We start from the raw sequence: 20,250 nt of genomic DNA, 5'->3' as shown, positions 1-20,250 counted from the left end.
CAGACCCCCACCCGCTCCGCTTCACGGATCGACCGTCCCCATAAGGGGGAGGTAATCACTCCGCCGTGCCTTCCTCATATTCCGCCGACATGGTCAGCCACTTTTCCTCGTGGCCGGCAAGCTGCTGCGCCAGTTGCGAGCGCTCCTTGGCCAGTCTGGTCGCCGTCGACGAATCTTTCTCATAGACCGCCGGGTTGGAAAGCTCGTCCTCGATGCCGTCGATGCGCTTGCGCAGCCGGTCCATCAGCGCCTCCGTGGCGCGTATTTCCTTGGCCAGCGGCTCGAAGGCGGCGCGGCGCGCGGCTGCATCGCGGCGGCGATCGGCCTTTGATGCCTTCTCGGCCTCGCGCTTGCCGCGGCGGTCACCCGACACGCCGGTGACCAGCGTCTTGTAGTCCTCCAGGTCGCCGTCATACGGGTTGACCGCGCCATCCTTGACCAGCCACAGCCGGTCGGCGGTCGCTTCCAGCAGATGGCGGTCATGCGAGATCAGGATGACGGCGCCGGGAAACTCGTTCAATGCATGGATCAGCGATTCGCGACTGTCGATGTCGAGATGGTTGGTCGGCTCGTCGAGGATGAACAGGTTCGGCCCCTCGAAAGCCGACAGGCCCATCAGCAGGCGCGCCTTCTCGCCACCCGACAGGTCCTTGGCGGCGGTGTTCATCTTTTCGGTGGTCAGACCGAACTGGGCGACGCGACCACGCACCTTGGATTCCGGCGCTTCCGGCATCAGCCGGCGGACATGCTCATAGGCATTTTCATCCGGGCGTAGGTCGTCGAGCTGATGCTGGGCGAAGATCGCCACTTTCAGGCCCGGCGCGACCGTCATGGTGCCGCTCTCCTGCTTCAGCCGGCCCGACAGAAGCTTGGCGAAGGTCGACTTGCCGTTGCCGTTGGCGCCGAGCAGCGCGATGCGGTCGTCGGCATCGATGCGCAGCGTCATCTTCTTCAGGATCGGCTGGCCCTCGGTGTAGCCGACATTGACGTTGTTCAAGGCAATGATCGGCGAGGCCACCGTTTTCACCGGCTCGGGGAAAGAGAACGGCCGCACCGTGTCGTTCACGAGCGCCGCGATCGGCTTCATCTTCTCCAGCGCCTTGATGCGCGACTGCGCTTGCCTCGCCTTGGAGGCCTTGGCGCGGAAGCGCTCGACGAAGGATTCCATATGCTTGCGCGCGGCTTCCTGCTTGACGCGGCCCTTCTCCTGCAACTCCTTCTGCTCGGTGTACTGGCGCTCGAACTGGTCGTAGCCGCCGCGCCAGAAGGTCAGTTTCTTCTGGTCGAGATGGACGATCGAGTTGACGGCGCGGTTGAGCAGGTCGCGATCGTGCGAGATCAGAAGCACCGTGTGCGGGTATTTCGAGACATAGTTTTCCAGCCACAGCGTGCCTTCGAGATCGAGATAGTTGGTCGGCTCGTCGAGCAGCAGAAGGTCTGGCTCGGCAAACAGCACGGCGGCGAGCGCCACGCGCATGCGCCAGCCACCGGAGAAGGACGAGGCCGGGCGGCGCTGCGCGGCATCGTCGAAGCCCAGGCCGGCCAGGATGGTCGCGGCACGGGATTCCGCCGAATGCGCGTCGATGTCGGCCAGCCGCATGTGGATGTCGGCGATGCGGTGCGCATCGGTGGCGGTCTTTTCTTCCTCGAGCAATGCGCTGCGCTCCAGGTCGGCCTTGAGCACGATCTCGATCAGTGGGTCCTCGGTGCCGGGCGCTTCCTGCGCCACCTGGCCGATGCGGGTGTTCTTGGGCAGGCTTATCGAGCCGGTCTCGGAGGGAAAGTCGCCGGTGATGGCCTTGAACAGCGTCGTCTTGCCGGTGCCGTTGCGGCCGACGAGGCCGGCCTTGGTGCCGGCCGGCAAGGTCAGCGAGGCATGATCGAGAAGCAAGCGTCCGGCCATGCGGAGCGAAAGATCGTTGATGATAAGCATGCCGGGGCTTTTGCACGGGAGGGCGGCGCTTCGCAAGGGCCTGGGCGCTGGCGGGGGCATAAGGCATGAAGACGGCGCGCCTTAAGCGCGCCGGGCCATGCAAACAGCAGCCTGACTTTTCAGAGGCTGCCTGGTTCAGGCTTTGGGTTTGCGCTTCGTCACCTTGGCCGCGGCGGCCGGAACGGCCGGCTTGCGGCCGAGGCCCGAGGACTTGGCCAGTGCCGAACGGGTCGCGGAGTAGTTCGGCGCCACCATCGGATAGTCCGACGGCAAGCCCCATTTGCCACGATATTCCTCCGGGCTCAGACCATGGTCGGTCATCAGGTGGCGCTTCAGCGACTTGAATTTCTTGCCGTCCTCAAGACAGACGATGTGATCGGGAAACACCGACCGCTTCGGATTGACAGCGGGGTTCAGCGCGGGGCTTTCCACGGCGGCAATGCTGCCCAGCTTGCGCACCGATGCGCTGACGCTGGCGATCAGATCCGGCAGGCCAGACGCAGGGAGAGGATTGTTGCCGACATAGGCCGAGACGATGTCAGCAGTCAGTTCAATAGCGGTCTTGCTGTCGATGGTGTGCAATTCTGTTTCTCCCGCCGGTCATGAAGTTGCCGGCTTTTTTTAAGACTTCTCTTGATGTATCGACCTAGCTGCACCCCCCAACGGGTCGCTAAAGTCTCAATAAACGATCAAGAATCGGAACAGGAGGATGTTTCCACAACAGGTTGCAACGTTGCAAATTAGAAAATCTAATACTTGGAAACGGCCGACTTCGCGCCAGCAGATTTCAACTGCACGGACGCCGCAGGTTTAGAGTCGGCCAGTATGTCCAGAATGCGCTTCCAGCGGGCGCACCGGCCGAAATCTTTTTGCTCTATCGCCTTTTCGGCCTTCATGGCGGCGTAGAGCGGCGCCTCGGCGCCGAACTCCTTGAGCAGCCAGAATGCTTCCTGTCTGGCGAGGCGTTCATCGTCGTCAAGCATGTTCAGCCTCCGAGCGTTCTATGCCCACCGCAATACAGCTGCCGATGACGAGGACCGCACCGGCTATCGCGGTAAGCGTCAGCCTTTCGCCCGAAAGTGTCAGCAGCAGCGTCGATGCGATCGGCGTCAGATAGGCGATGACCGCAACCTTGCCGCCGCCTTCAAGCTTCAAGGCGCGCGACCAGAAATAATATCCCAGCCCCATCGGGCCGGCACCGAGATAGAGGCCAAGCAGGAGGTGCTCACTGGATGGCCAGGCAGCGCCGTCGTGAATACACCACAGCAAGGTCAGGCCGACGCCGACCAACGCCGAAGGCAAAAGCAAACGCTCCGACGGTGTGGCCAGGCGGGCGACCGCAATCGAATAGAAGGCCATGCACAGCGCCGAGCCGAAGGCAGCGAGATAGCCGACGATGCTGCCTTGGAGAAAAGGCTGGCCGCGACCACCCGAGATCACCAGCGCCACGCCGACAAAGCCGAGCACGGCAGTCAACCCCAGCAGCACGGGGCGTTGCCGCTTGCCCAGCACGATGACCGCCGCCGCGACCATCAGCGGCCAGGTGTAGGCGACGAGATTGGCCTCGATCACCGGCATGGAGGCAAAGGCGATGTATTGCAGCACCATGGTGCCGACCAGGCCAATAAAGCCGACCGCGACCGGCGCCAGGGTGCCGTCAGCACCCTTGGAAAAGGCTGCGTCTTGCGTGTCCCCCTTCCGGCTCGCCAGATGGATGACGGCGAACACCAGAGCCGCTCCACAAAATTGCAGCAACTGCACGAGCGACACTGGATGGCTGGCCAGCAGGGATTTGCCGACCAGCGCGTTGGTCGACCACAGGGCGACCGCGCCGGCGGCGAAGACCAGGGCCGATGGCGAGCCGGATCCATCCCGGAATCGGCGCGACGGTGCCTTGTCCTTATCGCCGACCATGATGTTACCGACGACCAAACCGGCGTCCACTTCTATGCTCTGGCTACCATGAATCCCTTGACCCGCCCGGGACCGGCGCATCGGCCGCCGCCGCAACCGGACGTTCTTCCTCGAAGCGGCGATAGGCCGGCAGCTGGTTCGTCCAGACGTCTTCGGCCAGTTCGTTGACCCATTCGCGATCGTGATCATTGTCGGCTGCGAGATAGAACATGCGATTGTCGTCGACGTAGGGCTTGGCCACAGAGCGCTGGTTGAGGACCAGCGTGACGCGCGAGCCGAGCTGTATCGGCGCGGTGCGGTGCAGCACACCGAGAAACTGGCCGAGCGTGGCGTAGTTCATCTTGTGGTCGATGCGCATGACCTGGTTGCGCGGAATCTCGCGGCCGGATTCAAGGATGGCGCGGCCGGTCTCGGAATCGTCGCAGTAGATTTCGAGATGGCCGCCGACCAGCGGATTGCTGATCGACAGCGGAATGAGTTCGGTGACCGGGACACCGTCGCAATGCCAATCGACGGCGCCGTCCTTGGGATTCATGAAAGTGACGGTCGAGCCGACGATCGACAGCGGATAGGGCTCGAGCTTGGTGCCCATCATGTCGGACAGACGTTCCAGGCGCAGCTTGTCATGCAGCAGTTCCTTGATCTCCGGGATAAAACGGTCGGCGCCGGTGATGAAGGTAAGGTCGAGGTGCTTGTGCACGGCGTGGCTGGCCTTGAGCTTCAACGCCGCCTCTTCGATCGCCGCCAGCAGCGCCGGGTCGTAGCCATGCAGATACTGCGCAACGCCGAAACCCGACACTTTCCAGGCCGTCTCATGGCCGATAATGGCTTCTCGGCTCATCGCGTAGCGCAGTTCAGGTATGGTATGGGCGTTCATTCTACTTCTCCAGGATGGGGGCATCACTTGGTAAACTGTCGATTAATTTCCCCACCCCTGTAAAATTAGGAATGCTGGTGCTAGTGTAAGCCCAGCTTAAGGTCGAAACGCGTGCGTCTGCTCAGTCAGGTCAACCTCAATTCGCTGAAGATTGTCGAAAGTGCCGCCCGGCACCGTAACTTCACGCGCGCGGGCGAAGAGCAGTTTATTACTGCTTCCGCCGTCAGCCAGCGCGTCAAAAGCCTCGAGGACCAGCTGCGCTTCAAGATCTTCCAGCGCGGCGGCAATGCGGTGTCGCTGACACCCGAAGGCGAGACCTATGTGTCGCGCGTTCGCGAGGCGCTGGAGCGCATCGTGGCGGCCAGCATGGAGGCGACCGGACAGTCGCAGGCGCATGTGCTGAAGATTTCGGTACTGCCGACGTTCGCAGCGCGCTGGCTGTTTGCCCGCCTGCCGCTGTTCCAGCGGCAATATCCCGAAATCGAAATGCGGGTCTCGACCTCCTACGCCACCAATGAGTTCGCCACCTCCGAGTTCGACCTCGAGATCCGCTATGGCGACGGCAGCTTTCCCGACCTCAAAGCGGACCTGCTGTTCAAGGAGGATTTGACGCCGGTGTGCAGCAGGAAGCTGTTCCACGAGGTTCTCGGCGACACGCCGCCGTCACAGGTGACGCCCGACGACCTCAGGCATTTCACGCTGCTGCATTCCGACACCTGCACGCAGAACTGGCAGTCGTGGCTGGGTTTTGCCGGCGCGAGTTCCGTGCTCGGCGAGACCAAGAGCATCTATTTCGATTCCTGCATGATGTCCTATGAGGCGGCCAATGCCGGCATGGGCTTTGCAGTCGCCAACCGCGCCTATATGGCGAGCGAGATCCGCGCAGAGAGACTGGTGGCGCCGTTTGCCGTGCATCACCCCAACACCGCCGGCTGGTATTTCGTCTGCCCGGTCACCGCGCCCTACACGCGCAAGGTGGAACTGTTCAAGCAGTGGATAATGGCCGAGGCGGCGCTGACGCAGTGCCAGCTGGACGCCGGGATTGCCGGCGGCCCGGTGCTGCGCAAGGCCATTGCCTGAGGTCCTCCCGTCGAGTTTCGTTCCGCACGCCATCTGACATCGAAGTTGTTTTGTGCAGAAGCGCCGTCATGAAGCAGGTCGATGCGGCCCACCTCATGACGCAGGCGAGAGACTCAGCTATCTTCGGTTGTTGCGGCGGACCTGATATCCGCCTGGCCGGCGCTATCAGCTCACCTCCCAAGCGGCGCCGGCCTTCTTCTCCTGAAAGCCGTTTCTCGTCTCCCGCCGGAAAACGATCATTGCGCCGGCTGATCGCCGCTGGCCGCCGGCTTTGGCGCCGAATCCGTCTGCGGGGTTTGGTCGAGCACCGGGGCTTTGGTTGGCTGGATGTCGCCGTCGCAGGCGGCGAGCGCCAAGCTGGCGGCCAACAGAATCAGAAGCCTCTTCATGGCGACCTCCTAGGTCTGCCCTCTCCTTCATAAGGCAACGAGGTGGTTCGGCTTTGGTTGCACGCTCGCAAACGACGCCGCGTCGGCTGGAACCAAACGGCGGCTCTGAGGTTGGTTGCCCAAAGGGAGATCGCGCCATGATCCGTCTGCTCATTACCGGCCTTTTCGCTTACGCGACCTATCGCATCGCCAAGGAGATCATCAAGGACGTGCCCGACAATTTCGATCCGTTGCCGGTGCCTGGCGACGAACGCGCCGCCTTGCGGCGCCAGTCGGCGGCAACGGGTGTCGCGCCACGGCGGTAAGGGCGACTTCCGCCCGTTGCGAACAAAGCGGAAACGATGCTTGATAGGCGATGACCATCGCCATCAATGATTCGTCCTTGCGGCCCGCCTATCTGGCGAAGCTCAACGCCGAGCAGCGGCTCGCTGTCGAACATGGCGACGGCCAGATCGCCGGGCCGCTGCTGGTGATCGCCGGCGCCGGCTCCGGCAAGACCAACACGCTCGCCCACCGGGTTGCGCATCTGATCGTCAAGGGCGCTGATCCCAGACGCATTCTGCTTATGACATTCTCGCGCCGCGCCGCCACCGAAATGGCCAGGCGGGTCGAACGCATCGCCGGCGAGGTCCTGGGCCGAGACGCGTCCGTCATCGCCGACGCGCTGGCCTGGGCCGGTACGTTTCACGGCATCGGCGCCAGGCTGCTGCGCGACTATGCGCTGACGATCGGCCTTGACCCCGCCTTTACCATCCATGACCGCGAGGATTCCGCCGACCTGATGAATCTTGCCCGGCATGAGCTTGGATTCTCGAAGACCGAAAGCCGGTTTCCGACCAAGGGCACCTGCCTGGCGATCTATTCGCGCGCCGTCAACGCTCAGGCGCCGCTCGGCGAGGTGCTGGGTTCGGCCTTTCCCTGGTGTGCCGGCTGGGCCGAACAGCTGAAGGCGCTGTTCGCCCGATATGTCGAGGCCAAGCAGGCGCAGAACGTGCTCGATTACGACGACCTCCTGCTCTACTGGGCGCAAATGGCCGCCGAGCCGGAGATCGCGGCGCATCTGGGCTCGCGCTTCGACCATGTGCTGGTCGACGAATACCAGGACACCAACCGGCTGCAGGCCTCGATCCTTTCGGCGCTGAAGCCGGACGGCGCCGGACTGACGGTGGTGGGCGACGACGCGCAGTCGATCTATTCGTTTCGCGCCGCGGAAGTGCGCAACATCCTCGATTTCCCGCAACAATTCGCGCGAGCCGCCGATGTCATCATGCTGGAGCGCAACTACCGCTCGACCGTGACTATTTTGGCGGCAGCCAACGCGGTCATCTCGGAGGCGTCGGAGCGCTTCACCAAGAACCTCTGGTCGGAGCGCAAATCCTCGCAAAGGCCGAAACTGGTCAGCGTGCGCGACGAGGCCGAGCAGGCGAACTATGTCTGCCAGGCCATCCTGGCCGAGCGCGAGGCCGGCACGGTGCTGAAATCGCAGGCGGTGCTGTTTCGCGCCTCGCACCACAGCGGCCCGCTGGAGATCGAACTGACGCGCCGCAACATCCCCTTCGTCAAGTTCGGCGGGCTCAAATTCCTCGACGCCGCCCATGTCAAGGACGTGCTTTCGGTGCTGCGTTTTGCCGAGAACCCGCGCGACCGCGTCGCCGGCTTCCGCGTGCTGCAGCTCCTGCCCGGCATCGGCCCTTCGGCGGCGAGCACCATCGTCGAGACCATGGCGACATCGCTCGATGAGGAAATGGGGCTGGCCCGCTACCGGCCGCCGCAACGCGCGGCTGAGGACTGGCCAGCCTTCGTTGCGCTTTATTCCGGCCTGCGCGCCCGGTCGGGGAAATGGCCGGCCGATCTCGAACAGGTCAGGCTGTGGTACGAGCCGCATCTCGAGCGCATCCACGAGGATGCGACGACGCGGCGGGCCGACCTCATGCAGCTCGAGCAGATCGGTTCCGGCTATGCTTCGCGCGAGCGCTTCCTGACCGAGCTGACGCTGGATCCACCGGATGCGACCAGCGACCAGGCCGGGCCGCCGCACCGCGACGAGGACTATCTGATCCTGTCGACCATTCATTCGGCCAAGGGCCAGGAATGGAAGAACGTCTTCGTGCTCAACACCGTCGATGGCTGCATCCCGGCCGATCTCGGCGTCGGCACCAAGGAAGACATCGAGGAGGAGCGCCGGCTGCTTTACGTCGCCATGACGCGGGCCAAGGACGGCCTGCATCTGGTGACGCCGCAGCGCTTCTTCACTCACGGCCAGGCAGCGCGCGGCGACCGCCACGTCTATGCCTCGCGAACCCGTTTCATCCCGGCCTCGATTCTCGGCGCTTTCGAGCAGACCTCTTGGGCGAGCGTCCACGCAAAGGACGATCCGCGCCACAGACCTGAAGTCCGCGTCGACCTCGGCGCCCGCATGCGCGGCATGTGGAAATAGAAGGCGCCGCAACCGCGGATGCCGGCCGGGGAGCGACCTCAAGAAGCAAATCGTCCTGTCACGGCATCTCTCAGGGAACCTCGGGCCGCCGGCCGCGTTTTCTGGCGTCCAACCCGCGATCGGAGAGCGGCGACCGCCGCCTTTCCGCCCATCCAGAGAGGCCAGAATGCACGACGCGATGTTCTTCACCCCGGTTGCCGTTAGCGTTGGCGCCGGCCACAAACGCATGCTCGCCTCGCTGTTCGACATGCATGATTTCCTGACCGAATTTCCGCCATCACGCCGGCGCCTGAGCTATGGCGCGGCCGTGAGGGCCTGCAAGGCGGCGCGCGCCGGCGAAATCTCGACCGAGGCCGCACGCGATGCCCTGATCACCTTTGCAGTCACGGCAGGCATCCTCTGGCCCGCGGTCCAGCCGGCCGTCTCGGTCAAGCCGGTCGCACACGGTTATGGCTACGCCGTCTGAGACGGCCGGGACAGGGCCTGCCCAGCAAAAAGATCACTCGGACTTGCCGGTAGACGTCGAACGACAAACACGTCTTGGTGATCCCACCAAGCGTCCACTTCATCTTGGAGTAACTCGGCATTGGAAACGTCTTGAGATAGTTTGATCACGAACCCAAGATCCATGGCCATCATGCCGTATTTCTCAACCGCGATGTCGGCCTGTTCACTGTTCAAATGCAAACCGAAAGCCAAATTCACTCGGTGGCGTCTCCATTTGAAGAAAAGGCAGGGTTCGCGAGCCGTTAGTTGTGAAATCGGAATGCCACCAGGCCGCACAAAGCTGAACAGACGAACCAGCCATCGCGACAGTTGTTATCGGCATGTGGAAAAGAATGAAAGCGCAAAGACTGCATCATAGAGCCGGCCAAAACTGCCTCCTCCGGTATCGATCGCGACTGAATGGCTTTAACCTTGAATTCGTTCGCCAGGAAAGAAATCGCTTGTGGATAATCGGAACTGACGAGATCGATGTCTTCACCCTTTACAAGGTGCCGCGTCACGCATCCATACCTTGAGGCGAACTCGAGGAGTGAAAAAGGCCCCCGGCCTAGATGCCGTGTTAAAATTCCTTTGAGTTTTTGCAGATGCTTGCCCATTTCTGAGATATTAACTGGCCTTTGAGACGTCAGACACAAATCCATTATGGCTGATCAGGAATTGAATATATCATGATCTTGATGAAAGGATGGAACAACGGAAACTCTACGGATTATTTGTTCTCTAAGTAATTGTCGTTCCAACAGTTTAGGCCGACTTCTGGATCACTGACTCATCCGATCTATGAGCAGTGGATAACGGTACAAGCCGCCGAGGCGGGTACCACGCGCGATAGCGAGCGACGCTGCAGCCACCGTTTCGCCATCGGGTTGATCCACACCTCGAAGCAGAAATGGACGGCCAACCCGCAAGCAGCGGCGGACGCAGCAAGCGAGGACTATTTTAGGTACATCTGAAGGCATCATATCGATGCGGCAGGCCAACGGATCGCAGCGCCACCATTAGACCGAAACACTTGCGTTAAGGAACGAGGCCTGCTGCAGTCGACACCATGGAAGCTGACGGCGCCGCTGCGTGTTCCAGGTCGCATTGCCGCGATCCGTTTGAAAAGCGCCTGCGCCCGACCGGAGCCTCGCCTGGCGCCCGCATTTCAATGCAACGTCGGATCACCGGCCAGCAGGGCGCGCGGCCCGGTCGTTTCGAAACTGACCTGGTCGCGGCCGTTGGACTTGGCCTTGTAGAGGTGCCGGTCGGCCGTCAGGAACATGTCGGCATAGGTGGTCGGTCCGGTGAAGGCGACGCCGCCTATGCTCACCGAGAGCGGACAGGGCCGTCCACCCGGAGCAAACTCGACCTCGCGGATGCGCCGCCGGATCCCCTCAGCAACCAGCCAGGACTGCGACGGGTCGGCGCCAGGCAGGAAGATGGCGAACTCCTCGCCGCCGATGCGTCCAACGATGTCGGCGCCGCGCAGCTGAGCCTTGATCGTCTGCGCGATCAGCTTGAGCGCTTGATCGCCGCAATCGTGGCCCAATCGATCGTTGATAGTCTTGAAATGATCGGCGTCGACGATCAGCAGGGCGCCGGCATCGACGACGGCCTGGCTGCGCGCCTGTTCGAGATAGGCCTCGACCAGCATCGAAAACGCGCCGCGGTTGAACACCGCGGTCAGGCTGTCGGTCGCCGCGACAATGCTCAGATTCTTCTGGGCGATCGCCAGCTGGCGCATCTTGTACATAAGGAAAGAGAAGAACGACCCACCCAGCACGAGCGGCAGCAACAGGTCGGTGAGCTGCGCCCAGCGCAATGCTTCGGGCGACAGCGACGGAAAATTGTAGGAATCGACAAGGAAGGCCGCCGCGATGCAGATCGCCGTGCCGACAACCGTGACTGCTATGACCCTGCCCCAGCTCGTGGGCGACAGATCGACCCGCATGCCAATTTCTCCCACTGTGTTCGCTATTTTGCAGCGGGAACACAAATGAAACCCTAAACCCTTGCCTTCAATTCTAATGTGGTTAACGGTTAATCGAAAGTGTGACCGATTGCCGTGAAGATGCCGGCGGTCACAAAAAGCCCGCCACTTGCGCGGCGGGCTTTCCGACTGGCCGGAGGCTTCTCGTCAGCGCATGTCCCTCGGGAAGTCTGGGCCATGCGGTAGGAGAGTGCCGTAAAGCCTCACGGCTGGTTCGACACTCCCGGCGAAACCTGTCTCAGCGACGCGAGATCATAAGGCATAGCTGCCGCAGATCGCTGTCGTAGGTGCCCTCACTGGCGAGCACATCGACGCAGCGCTTCTTCATACGTGTCAGCTGGCTGTTCGACATGCTGGCGACGACACCGGGTGTCCCAGGTGTGCCTGGTGTTCCAGGAGTTCCTGGAGTGCCGGGCGTACCCGGCGTACCGGGCGTTCCGCCAATGCCGACGCCGACGCCGACGTTGATGCCGCTGCCGACGTTGACGCCGACACCGGCCTTGATACCTCCGCTGCCGCCGACCGTGGCCCCAACACCGGCCTTGATGCCACCGGCTCCGCCGACCGTCGCGCCAGCGCCGGCCTTGATGCCGCTGCTACCGCCGACTGAGGCGCCGAGGCCCGCAGTAACGCCGCTATTGCCGCCGACCGTTGCGCCAGCACCCGCCTTGATACCGCCGCTGCCGCCGACCGAGGCGCCGGCACCTGCATTGATGCCGCCAGCACCGCCGATAGATGCGCCGACACCGACGCCAATTCCGCCTCCTGCATTCGCGGGAGCGGCAAAAATAACGATAATTGCACCCGCCGCCAGTGTTCTAGCGATCTTCTGAGTGATATTAACCATGACACTCTCCTTGTTGCCGTTCTGCTTTGTGCATTGCAACATGCCAGCAAACCAAAGCAGACATATGCTTATGCACTCACAGCTACGCACGAGTCTTCCTTATAGTTTCTTTATTTTTTTCGACATAGGCCGTTGTAGTTCTCAATCAGTGTACTCGGTTTCTAAAAAAAAATATGTTTTTGCTTCAATATTTAAACTTTGTTGAATTTATTAAATAGAAACTCTACTGAAAAATGGAGCAGGTTGTAGCGGCCGGCCGAGCAAGGGGCGGCGCCAAAGGGCGGCACAAGCCACCGGGCAGCGTCGTGCAAACCACGGGCTTCAAAAACCCGGCTTGGGATTCAGGCTGGAGGTTGAGGCTTTGGCGCTGTCCGTCGCGTCCAGAGGCGTTTCACTGGTATCGGCGGCCAGGTCGCAGACGGATGGCACAAAGGCACCGAGGGATGTCGCCTCCGGCGTCTTCAAACGCAAACCGCGGTCAAGAAATCAGGCGTAGGCGCGGCCTTCGTCGGTGCGTTGGAAAAACGCCAGGTCGAGCTGCACCGAAGGCCGGCCGAGAATGGTCAGGATGGTATGCGCCTGGCCGCGGTGATGGGTCTGGTGGTTGAAGACGTGTCCCAGCGCCGGCGCCAGCCGCTGCGAGACGGTGCGCATGTCGGAAACGGTCATGTAGGAGAAGCGGCCGGACAAAGCCTTTTCGGTCAAACCGCCGACCCAGTCGACGATCCGCCTGTCCTCGGCCTCACGCGCCAGCTTTAGGCCAGGCAATGCGCGGTGCAGGATGGCGTCGAGTTTTGCCGGCGCGTCGCCCTCGCCGGTGAAGCGTTTCATCCAGATGCGGTCGGTGGCCAGCAGATGGTTGAGCGTGCCCATCATCGAGCCGAAAAATGCGCCGACATCGCGGTTGAACTCTTCTTCGTCAAGTGCGGCGACGGCATCGTAGATGCGGCCATTGGCCCATTGATTGTATGCCGCGAACATCATGAAATGCTGTTTCATCTTTTTCCCGCCGACGAGTTCCGCTTCAGCCGCAGGCGCCTAATTAGACCGCGAGGACGCAGCCGCCAATGACCATTCTGTTCTATGAACTCGCCGGACACGACGCGACCCGTCCGTTCAGCCCGCCTTGCTGGAAGGAGGCGGCGGCCGCAGCTTAGGGAATAGGCAGTAGGCAATAGGGTCTGAGGGCTGTACTGCCTACTGCCTACTGCCTACTGCCTACTGCCTACTGCCTACTGCCTACTGCCTACTGCCCACACAAGTCTCCTGATCGCCATGCCACCACCCCCCGATTTCACCGATGATTTTCGCGCCGGGCTGGTCACGCTGCTGCGCTGGCGCCGGGATGTGCGGCGCTTCGAGCGGACGGCTTTGCCCGAGGGTACGCTGGAGCGGCTGCTGGAGCTTGCCAGCGTCGCGCCGTCCGTCGGTCTCAGCCAGCCGTGGCGCTTCGTGGTGGTCGAGAGCGCCGAGCGGCGGGGCGCGGTGAGAGACTGTTTCGAGCGCTGCAATGCCGAGGCTCTTGAATGCTTTTCAGGCGAGCGCGCCGCTCTCTATGCCCGGCTGAAGCTCGCCGGTCTCAATGAAGCGCCCTGCCAGTTCGCGGTTTTCGCCGACCGCACGACGCAACAGGGCCATGGGCTCGGCCGCATGACGATGCCGGCAACCATCGACTATTCGGCCGTCATGGCGGTGCACACGCTGTGGCTGGCGGCGCGGGCGGAAGGCATCGGCATGGGCTGGGTGTCTATCCTCGACGCGGCCGAGATGGCCGCAATCCTGGACACCCCGCCTGAGTGGACGCTGATCGGCTATTTCTGCCTCGGCTATGCCAGCGAGGAGCATGATCTGCCGACACTGGAACGCGAAGGCTGGGAGCAGCGGCGGCAGCCGGTGGTGATCAGGCGGTAAGGCTGCCGATCACTTCGTCTCTTCCTTGGCGATGAGCTTGACGCAGATCGGGTCGCCCTTCGGCATCGGGGTGCATTGCCATTCGGGGCCGAAGCCGAAGTCGTATTTGTGCGGCGACCCAAAAAGAGCAGCAGAACAAGGCCCACGGCAGCAAAAATGCCGATAGTCAATAGGCTCCCTTTTATGTCGCCCGGCCTGAGGTGGTGGTAGGGCCAGCGCGTCCCGTCAAACATGGTCCGATGTCTTTCCGTTCCGTGCGTGCCTGCGCAATCGCCATTTTCCCGCAAAGCCTTGCCTTTGACCACAGCGTTGCGAACAGCCATGCGGGCGGTCGCGGTCGAATAACGCTGCCGGGGCGCCTCCCCTTGGCAATGGGCCGGGCGGCTTGTATAGAGCCCGCCACTCCACATTCCGATCTCAAGACTTTCCATCTCAAGACAAGGACGACCCCATGGCGCTCGAACGCACCTTTTCCATGATCAAGCCGGACGCGACCCGGCGCAATCTTACCGGCGCCATCATCAGGATGCTGGAAGAGGCCGGCCTGCGCGTCGTCGCCTCACGTCGCGTGTGGATGAGCCGCCGCGAGGCCGAAGGCTTTTACGCCGTCCACAAGGATCGTCCGTTCTTCGGCGAACTGGTGGAATTCATGTCGTCGGCGCCGACCATCGTGCAAGTTCTGGAAGGCGAAAACGCCATTGCCAGGAACCGCGAAGTTATGGGCGCGACCAACCCCGCCAACGCCGCCGAAGGCACCATCCGCAAGGTCCACGCGCTGTCGATCGGCGAGAATTCCGTGCACGGCTCCGACGCGCCGGAAACCGCCGCCCAGGAGATCAAGTACTGGTTCTCGGACACCGAGATCGTCGGCTGAGCCGACCATCAGCTTTGAATCGAAAAGGCCGGCCGGCCTTTTTCGTTGCTGCCCGTGATCAACTCGCTGCGTTGAAGCGCAAGATGTCGCGGCCGTCCTTGTCGGCGATGATCAGCTTGCCGCCATCGACACGGTATGACGCCGCCTTGGCGAGCGCCTCGAACAGCGCCTTTTCCTCGGCCATGATCTCCGGCGCGCAGGCCTTGTAGGTCGAGCCGATGTCGTTGACCGCGATCGTCGATCCTTCGACCTCGGCGGTGGCGAAATAGGCGTTGCACGGGCCGCTGCCGCCCGCCTTGCCGGCTTCGCTGACCCGGAACGTCGCCTGCGGCTCCGAAATCACGCCGATGCCGTCGATATATTCGACCAGCCAGCTCTGGCCGAACAGCGAGGCCGAGGTCGGCTTGTCGCTCGGCGCCACCATTTTCAGCACAATGGCCTGCGGCGCGTCGCTGAGCGGATCGACCTGATAGCGCGAGTCCGTGACGAACAGCAGCTTGTCGTCGGCGGTGATGCGCGCCTGCAGCGCATAGGTCATGTTGGGCCGGATCACCGTTGGATCGAAGCTGATCTCGAACTTGATCGGCACCTGGCCGGCCGGCGCCACCTTGCGCTCGCCGACAATGGCGGCCGGCGCATCGGCCAGCGACACATCTGCAAGTTGCGGCAGCGCGATGCGCTCGCGGTACATCACCTCGCCCTTCAGCGTTTTCTCGGCGGCGGCGGAAGGCTCGGGAACGGCCAGCATGCCGACGACCAGCGGCACAAAACCGAAGACGAAGAATTCGGCGATCCTGTCCAGCATTCCCTTGCTCCCTTTTGCCGGATGCGATTTGGCCAAGGCATTGCGGTCAATACATGGCTGCGCCGAGATTTATTCGGGCCGCGCCTTCCAGCGCGCCGCAGCCTGGTCGTCGGCGTCCTTGGCCTCGACCCAGCCGCCATCGGTGCCGTCCCCGCGGTGCTCCTTCTTCCAGAAGGGTGCACGCGATTTCAGGAAATCCATCAGGAAATTCGCCGCTTCGAACGCCGCCTGCCGGTGCGAGGACGCCGCCACCACCAGCACGATGTTTTCGCCCGGTGCGATCTTGCCGTGGCGATGGATGACGGTCAGCCCTTGCAGCGGCCAGCGCTGAAGCGCCTCGCGGGCGATGCGGGTGATTTCGGCCTCGGCCATGCCGGGATAGTGCTCGAGTTCCAGGGCCGACAGCTGGCCCTGCTCGTCGCGGCAAAGTCCTGAGAAGGACACCACGGCGCCGATGTCCGCGCGACCCTCGGTCAGTTTCGCGATCTCGGCGGCAACGTCGAAATCGTCGCGCTGGATGCGCACCGTCGGCGCGCCGGACATGGTCAGCCCCCGGTCATCGGTGGAAACAGGGCGATCTCGCGCGCGCCGGCTATCTTCTCGCGATGCTCGACATGTTGCTGGTTGATGGCGACGCGGATTACATCAGGATATTGCAGCGCGTGCTCATACTCCTCGCCGCGCGATTTTAGCCAACGCAACAAATCGGCGACCGTCTCGATGCCCGCGGGCAATTCGACATCCTCTTCCGGCTTGCCGATCCGTTCGCGCACCCAGGCAAAATAAATGAGCCGGGTGGTCATCTCACTCGTCCATGATGTGCTTGAGGCCGGCGCGGAAATAGTCGTAGCCGGTGTATAGCGTGACGAGAGCTGCAATCCACAGCAGCACCAGTCCGGTCTGCGTGGTCAGCGGGAAGATCTTGTCGCCGGCAGGCCCGGCCAGCAGGAAGGCGATGGCGACCATCTGGATGGCGGTCTTCCATTTGGCGAGCTGCGTCACCGGCACCGAGACTTTCAATGCCGCCAGATATTCGCGCAGCCCCGACACCAGGATTTCGCGGCACAGGATGATGATTGCCGCCCACAGCGACCAGCCTGCGATGCCGGCATGGCGGTCGGTGTCGGCGGCGAGCAGCAGCAGGCAGGTGGCGACCAGCAGTTTGTCGGCGATCGGGTCCAGCATCTTGCCGATGTTGGACGTCTGCTGCCAGGCGCGCGCCAGATAGCCGTCGAGATAGTCGGTGATCGAAGCCAGCAGGAAGATGATCAACGCCGACCAGCGGGCGAAGTCGCTCGATTTCAGATGGCCCTCGAGAAAAAAGCACAGCACGACCAGCGGCACCGCGACGATGCGGGCGTAGGTAAGCATGTTGGGAAGGTTGAACGCGCGCTTGGCCATATCTCAGGGACTCTTTCTGCCTGCGTACTCAAATCAGAACCGGATGTAGGGGGTCAACAGGCGAGATTCGATTGGCCAGACGAAATAGCGTGCGATTGCGGGGATTCGAGTGGCCTCCGAGAAAGGAACGGCTGCTGCCATTTGATCGGGACAGCGGCGTCACCGGCGCTCAGCTCTCATGGAAATGATTGTAGACGAGCTTGGCGACCTGCTCTGAAATACCGTCGACCTTGACCAGATCCTCGACTGCCGCGCGGCTGACCGCCTTGGCAGTGCCGAAGGCCAGCAGCAGCGCGCGCTTGCGACCGGGACCGATGCCGGCGATCTCGTCGAGCGGGCTCTTGACCAATTCCTTCTTGCGTCGCGCGCGGTGCGAACCGATGGCGAAGCGATGGACCTCGTCGCGCAGCCGCTGGACGAAATAGAGCACGGGATCGCGGACGGGCAGCGAAAACGAGTCCCTGCCTCTGACGAAGAAACGCTCGCGGCCGGCATCGCGGTCCTGGCCCTTGGCGATGCCGATGGCCGCCACGCGATCCTCGATGCCGAGGTCGGCGAGGATCTTGCGCACTGCGCTCATCTGGCCCTGGCCGCCATCGATCAGGATGACGTCGGGCCAGGCCGGGAAGCTGCCGGAGATGTCTTCCTCGATGTCGTCGCCTGCTCCACCGGCTGCCGCGTCGTCGGGAACGACATCGCCATGTTCCTTCAGCAGCCGCGAAAAGCGCCGTTCCATCACCTCGCGCATCATGCCGAAATCGTCACCGGGCGTGATCTCGGTCGAACGGATGTTGAATTTGCGGTACTGGTTCTTCACAAACCCTTCCGGCCCGGCGACGACCATGGCGCCAACGGCGTTGGTGCCCATAATATGCGAATTGTCATAGACCTCGATGCGCACCGGTGGCTTCGGCAGGCCGAAGGTCTCGGCAAAGCCGGCGAGCAGCCGGCCTTGCGTGGAGGTTTCGGCCAGCCGGCGGCCGAGCGCCTCGCGCGCATTCTGCAGCGCGTTGTCCGTCAAATCCTTCTTCTCGCCGCGCTGCGGCACCGAGATCGACACTTTACGGCCGGCGCGGGTGGACAGCGCTTCGGCCAGCAGTTCCTGATCCTGGACGCCTCGCGACAGCAGAATGTTCCGTGGCGTCGGCTTGTCGTCATAGAACTGCGCCAGGAACGAGCCCAGCACTTCCGCCCCCTCCAGTGCCGGATCGGCCTTGGGGAAATAGGCGCGGTTGCCCCAGTTCTGGCCGGTGCGGAAGAAAAACACCTGGATACAGACCTGGCCGCCCTCCTGATGGATAGCAAAGACATCGGCCTCATCGACCGTGGCCGGGTTGATGCCCTGATGGCTCTGCACATGGGACAGCGCTGCCAGCCGATCACGATAAATGGCGGCGCGCTCGAAATCGAGCTCCTGCGAGGCCTGCTGCATGGCGGCAGAGATTTCGGTCTTCACCTTCTGGCTGCGGCCGGACAGAAAATCCTTCGCCTCGCTGACCAGCTCGGCATAGTCGCCATGCGAGATTTCGCCGGTGCAGGGACCGGCACAGCGCTTGATCTGGTAGAGCAGGCACGGCCGGGTGCGGTTTTCGTAAAAGGAGTTGGTGCAGCTCCTGAGCAGGAATGCGCGCTGCAGCGAATTGATGGTGCGCCCGACCGCGCCGGCCGACGCAAAAGGTCCGAAATAGTCGCCCTTGCGCGAGCGCGCACCGCGATGCTTGTAGATGCCGGGCGAGACGTGATCGCCGGTCAACAGGATGTAAGGGAACGACTTGTCGTCCCGCATCAGCACATTGAAACGCGGCCGCAAGCGCTTGATGAGATTGGCCTCGAGCAGCAGCGCTTCGATCTCGGTGCGGGTGACGACGAACTCCATCGTCGATGTCTCGCGCACCATGCGGCCGATGCGGGCGGTGTGGAACCGGCCTTGCGCGTAGTTGGTCACCCGCTTCTTCAGGCTGCGCGCCTTGCCGACATAAAGCACGTCGCCGGCAGCGTTCATCATGCGGTAGACGCCGGGCGCATTGGGCAGCCGCTTGACCAATGTCTGGATGACCTCGGCGCCGACCATGCCGTCGGCGTCGCCGGCATGCGGCGCCCAGTCTATCGCTGTGAAGGCGACATCGGGCCCGGTGGCCTCGGGCTCGACGATCTCCTCGACCGCTTCATCCTCAAGCTCGACGTCGGGCGGCATATCGTCGGCGGCGCCGGCGCGCGTCTTGTGTTTCTGGTCTGCGGGACTCATTCCACCATGCCTGTCACATCCGGCGTCTGCCATGCAAGATGCTGGCCGCCGTCAAGCGCGATCATCTGGCCGGTCACCGAGCGCGCATCCCAGAGATAGCGAATGGTGGCGCCGAATTCGGCCAATTGCGGGCCGCGCTTCAGAATCAGGCCATCGACCTGCTTCTGGAAATCATCATCTTCCTGGCGCGCATTCTTCAGCGTTGGACCGGGACCGATGGCGTTGACGCGGATGCGCGGACCGAGCGCCTGTGCCAGCATTTCGGTCTGCGTCCACAAGGCCGACTTCGACAGCGCATAAGAGAAATAGCGCGGCGTCGGCCGCCAGACGCGCTGGTCGATGATGTTGACGATCAGCCCCTCCTGCCCTGGCGGCAAGGCGCGGGCGAAGTTTTGCGCCAACAGCGCCGGCGTCTTCACATGGATGGCGAAGTGAAGGTCCCATGCCGCCCAGTCGAAGTCCTCGACGCTATCGTCGACGAACAGCGACGCATTGTTGACAAGTAGCGTGACCGGGCCGAGCGCTGCCTCGGCGCGGCCGACGAGATCGCCAACCGCATCCATGTCGGTCAGATCGGCGGCTACCACGCCGGCGCGGCCGCCTCCGCCCCTGATGCGCGCAGCCAGCGCGTCGGCGTCGGCGGTCGAGCGGTTGGCATGGATGGCGACGGCAAAACCGTGCGCGGCCAGATCCTCGACGATCGCCTTGCCGATCCGCTTCGCCCCGCCCGTAACCAGCGCCGTTCCGGCGGCTTCGATCATCTGTCAATCCTCAATCTGCGCCTCAATTCCGCCAGCCGCCACATTGTGACGCGTCCGGGGTTAAATGCCGTTTCCACCTAGGGCAGGAATGTGGCGAAATGGCTTTTTCACCGCCTGGACCGCCCCGGATTCGGGTCGGCAGGACCGCAATATAGGACGCTGAACCCGTTGCACCAAGCCGAGTGCAGTGCAGCATCGCCTGCGTACTGACATTTCGCTGTTGCGAAGATGCAACGTCAAGCTTCGGCCTCATTCATGCCGGGGAATGACCCATTTTCAGGTTCGCTGCCGCCGCAT

At 62.7% G+C, this 20,250-nt stretch carries 23 protein-coding genes; 6 read left to right on the top strand and 17 right to left on the bottom strand.

Going from position 1 to position 20,250, the window contains the following annotated elements:
* Positions 1 to 55 precede the first annotated feature (55 nt).
* The 5 genes from NKI88_RS07755 to NKI88_RS07735 all read right to left on the bottom strand — a co-directional run bounded on the left by NKI88_RS07755 (position 56) and on the right by NKI88_RS07735 (position 4,724).
* Positions 56 to 1,933, bottom strand: a complete 1,878-nt coding sequence (locus NKI88_RS07755; RefSeq protein ID WP_352654483.1) for an ABC-F family ATP-binding cassette domain-containing protein — start codon at positions 1,931 to 1,933, stop codon at positions 56 to 58.
* A gap of 135 nt (positions 1,934 to 2,068) precedes the next feature.
* Entirely contained in the window at positions 2,069 to 2,515 is a 447-nt protein-coding gene (locus NKI88_RS07750) for a Ros/MucR family transcriptional regulator (RefSeq protein WP_023670270.1), read from the bottom strand.
* A gap of 167 nt (positions 2,516 to 2,682) precedes the next feature.
* The gene (locus tag NKI88_RS07745) at positions 2,683 to 2,916 is read right to left on the bottom strand and encodes a hypothetical protein (protein WP_023684750.1); all 234 of its coding nucleotides are present in this window, start codon (positions 2,914 to 2,916) and stop codon (positions 2,683 to 2,685) included.
* A complete protein-coding gene (locus NKI88_RS07740) occupies positions 2,909 to 3,877 on the bottom strand; it encodes a DMT family transporter (protein WP_245261396.1) in 969 nt (322 codons plus the stop codon). Before NKI88_RS07740 ends, NKI88_RS07745 begins: the two co-directional genes overlap by 8 nt.
* Before the next feature lie 13 nt (positions 3,878 to 3,890).
* Entirely contained in the window at positions 3,891 to 4,724 is an 834-nt protein-coding gene (locus tag NKI88_RS07735) for a hypothetical protein (protein WP_023743822.1), read from the bottom strand.
* Positions 4,725 to 4,835: 111 nt separating this feature from the next.
* Between NKI88_RS07735 and NKI88_RS07730 the strand changes: the two genes are divergently transcribed.
* Positions 4,836 to 5,804, top strand: a complete 969-nt coding sequence (locus tag NKI88_RS07730; protein ID WP_023743821.1) for a LysR substrate-binding domain-containing protein — start codon at positions 4,836 to 4,838, stop codon at positions 5,802 to 5,804.
* Between the two features lie 236 nt (positions 5,805 to 6,040).
* Here the strand turns inward: NKI88_RS07730 and NKI88_RS07725 are convergent, their stop codons facing one another.
* Positions 6,041 to 6,193, bottom strand: a complete 153-nt coding sequence (locus tag NKI88_RS07725) for a hypothetical protein (RefSeq protein WP_023693936.1) — start codon at positions 6,191 to 6,193, stop codon at positions 6,041 to 6,043.
* 137 nt (positions 6,194 to 6,330) lie between these two features.
* Here NKI88_RS07725 and NKI88_RS07720 point away from each other — a divergent pair, with 137 nt between their 5' ends.
* From NKI88_RS07720 to NKI88_RS07710, 3 genes are all read left to right on the top strand, one after another.
* Entirely contained in the window at positions 6,331 to 6,498 is a 168-nt protein-coding gene (locus tag NKI88_RS07720) for a hypothetical protein (protein ID WP_023684745.1), read from the top strand.
* A gap of 50 nt (positions 6,499 to 6,548) precedes the next feature.
* Complete coding sequence (locus NKI88_RS07715; protein WP_023684744.1) at positions 6,549 to 8,630, top strand: ATP-dependent helicase; 2,082 nt, start codon at positions 6,549 to 6,551, stop codon at positions 8,628 to 8,630.
* A 166-nt stretch (positions 8,631 to 8,796) separates the two neighbouring features.
* Positions 8,797 to 9,096, top strand: a complete 300-nt coding sequence (locus NKI88_RS07710; RefSeq protein ID WP_352654479.1) for a DUF982 domain-containing protein — start codon at positions 8,797 to 8,799, stop codon at positions 9,094 to 9,096.
* Here the strand turns inward: NKI88_RS07710 and NKI88_RS07705 are convergent.
* From NKI88_RS07705 to NKI88_RS07685, 5 genes are all read right to left on the bottom strand, one after another.
* On the bottom strand, positions 9,084 to 9,335 hold the full coding sequence (locus NKI88_RS07705; protein WP_352654477.1) for a hypothetical protein: 252 nt from the start codon (positions 9,333 to 9,335) through the stop codon (positions 9,084 to 9,086). The two genes, NKI88_RS07710 and NKI88_RS07705, sit on opposite strands and share 13 nt — an antisense overlap.
* A gap of 44 nt (positions 9,336 to 9,379) precedes the next feature.
* A complete protein-coding gene (locus NKI88_RS07700; RefSeq protein ID WP_352654475.1) occupies positions 9,380 to 9,733 on the bottom strand; it encodes a hypothetical protein in 354 nt (117 codons plus the stop codon).
* Positions 9,734 to 10,284: 551 nt separating this feature from the next.
* Entirely contained in the window at positions 10,285 to 11,070 is a 786-nt protein-coding gene (locus NKI88_RS07695) for a GGDEF domain-containing protein (protein ID WP_352538103.1), read from the bottom strand.
* Positions 11,071 to 11,347: 277 nt separating this feature from the next.
* The gene (locus NKI88_RS07690) at positions 11,348 to 11,956 is read right to left on the bottom strand and encodes a hypothetical protein (protein ID WP_352538102.1); all 609 of its coding nucleotides are present in this window, start codon (positions 11,954 to 11,956) and stop codon (positions 11,348 to 11,350) included.
* A 486-nt stretch (positions 11,957 to 12,442) separates the two neighbouring features.
* Positions 12,443 to 12,955, bottom strand: a complete 513-nt coding sequence (locus NKI88_RS07685; RefSeq protein WP_023673440.1) for a DinB family protein — start codon at positions 12,953 to 12,955, stop codon at positions 12,443 to 12,445.
* A 276-nt stretch (positions 12,956 to 13,231) separates the two neighbouring features.
* On the opposite strand from NKI88_RS07685, the gene bluB reads away from it, so the two are divergent.
* Both bluB and ndk read left to right on the top strand, forming a co-directional pair.
* Positions 13,232 to 13,867 carry a 5,6-dimethylbenzimidazole synthase gene (bluB, locus tag NKI88_RS07680; RefSeq protein ID WP_352538101.1) on the top strand — a complete coding sequence of 212 codons (636 nt, stop codon included), beginning with the start codon at positions 13,232 to 13,234 and terminating at the stop codon, positions 13,865 to 13,867.
* Positions 13,868 to 14,318: 451 nt separating this feature from the next.
* On the top strand, positions 14,319 to 14,741 hold the full coding sequence (ndk, locus tag NKI88_RS07675) for a nucleoside-diphosphate kinase (protein ID WP_352654471.1): 423 nt from the start codon (positions 14,319 to 14,321) through the stop codon (positions 14,739 to 14,741).
* 58 nt (positions 14,742 to 14,799) lie between these two features.
* Here ndk and NKI88_RS07670 read toward each other — a convergent pair whose 3' ends face one another.
* The 6 genes from NKI88_RS07670 to NKI88_RS07645 form a co-directional block, all read right to left on the bottom strand.
* Positions 14,800 to 15,546 (bottom strand): META domain-containing protein, encoded by a 747-nt coding sequence (locus tag NKI88_RS07670; protein WP_352654469.1) that lies wholly within the window; start codon positions 15,544 to 15,546, stop codon positions 14,800 to 14,802.
* Positions 15,547 to 15,615: 69 nt separating this feature from the next.
* On the bottom strand, positions 15,616 to 16,089 hold the full coding sequence (locus tag NKI88_RS07665; RefSeq protein ID WP_352654467.1) for a molybdenum cofactor biosynthesis protein MoaE: 474 nt from the start codon (positions 16,087 to 16,089) through the stop codon (positions 15,616 to 15,618).
* Positions 16,090 to 16,091: 2 nt separating this feature from the next.
* Entirely contained in the window at positions 16,092 to 16,349 is a 258-nt protein-coding gene (gene moaD, locus NKI88_RS07660) for a molybdopterin converting factor subunit 1 (protein WP_352652627.1), read from the bottom strand.
* 1 nt (position 16,350) lies between these two features.
* Positions 16,351 to 16,947 (bottom strand): CDP-diacylglycerol--glycerol-3-phosphate 3-phosphatidyltransferase, encoded by a 597-nt coding sequence (gene pgsA, locus NKI88_RS07655; RefSeq protein WP_023673449.1) that lies wholly within the window; start codon positions 16,945 to 16,947, stop codon positions 16,351 to 16,353.
* Between the two features lie 169 nt (positions 16,948 to 17,116).
* A complete protein-coding gene (uvrC, locus tag NKI88_RS07650; protein ID WP_352654465.1) occupies positions 17,117 to 19,192 on the bottom strand; it encodes an excinuclease ABC subunit UvrC in 2,076 nt (691 codons plus the stop codon).
* Positions 19,189 to 19,953 (bottom strand): SDR family oxidoreductase, encoded by a 765-nt coding sequence (locus tag NKI88_RS07645; RefSeq protein WP_352654463.1) that lies wholly within the window; start codon positions 19,951 to 19,953, stop codon positions 19,189 to 19,191. The genes uvrC and NKI88_RS07645 overlap by 4 nt, the downstream gene beginning before the upstream one ends.
* Positions 19,954 to 20,250 lie beyond the last annotated feature (297 nt).

Source organism: Mesorhizobium sp. M0317 (assembly GCF_040321555.1).
Classification (GTDB): Bacteria; Pseudomonadota; Alphaproteobacteria; order Rhizobiales; family Rhizobiaceae; genus Mesorhizobium.
Note: the sequence above shows the minus strand (reverse complement) of the source record. Positions and strands in the feature narration are given on the sequence as shown.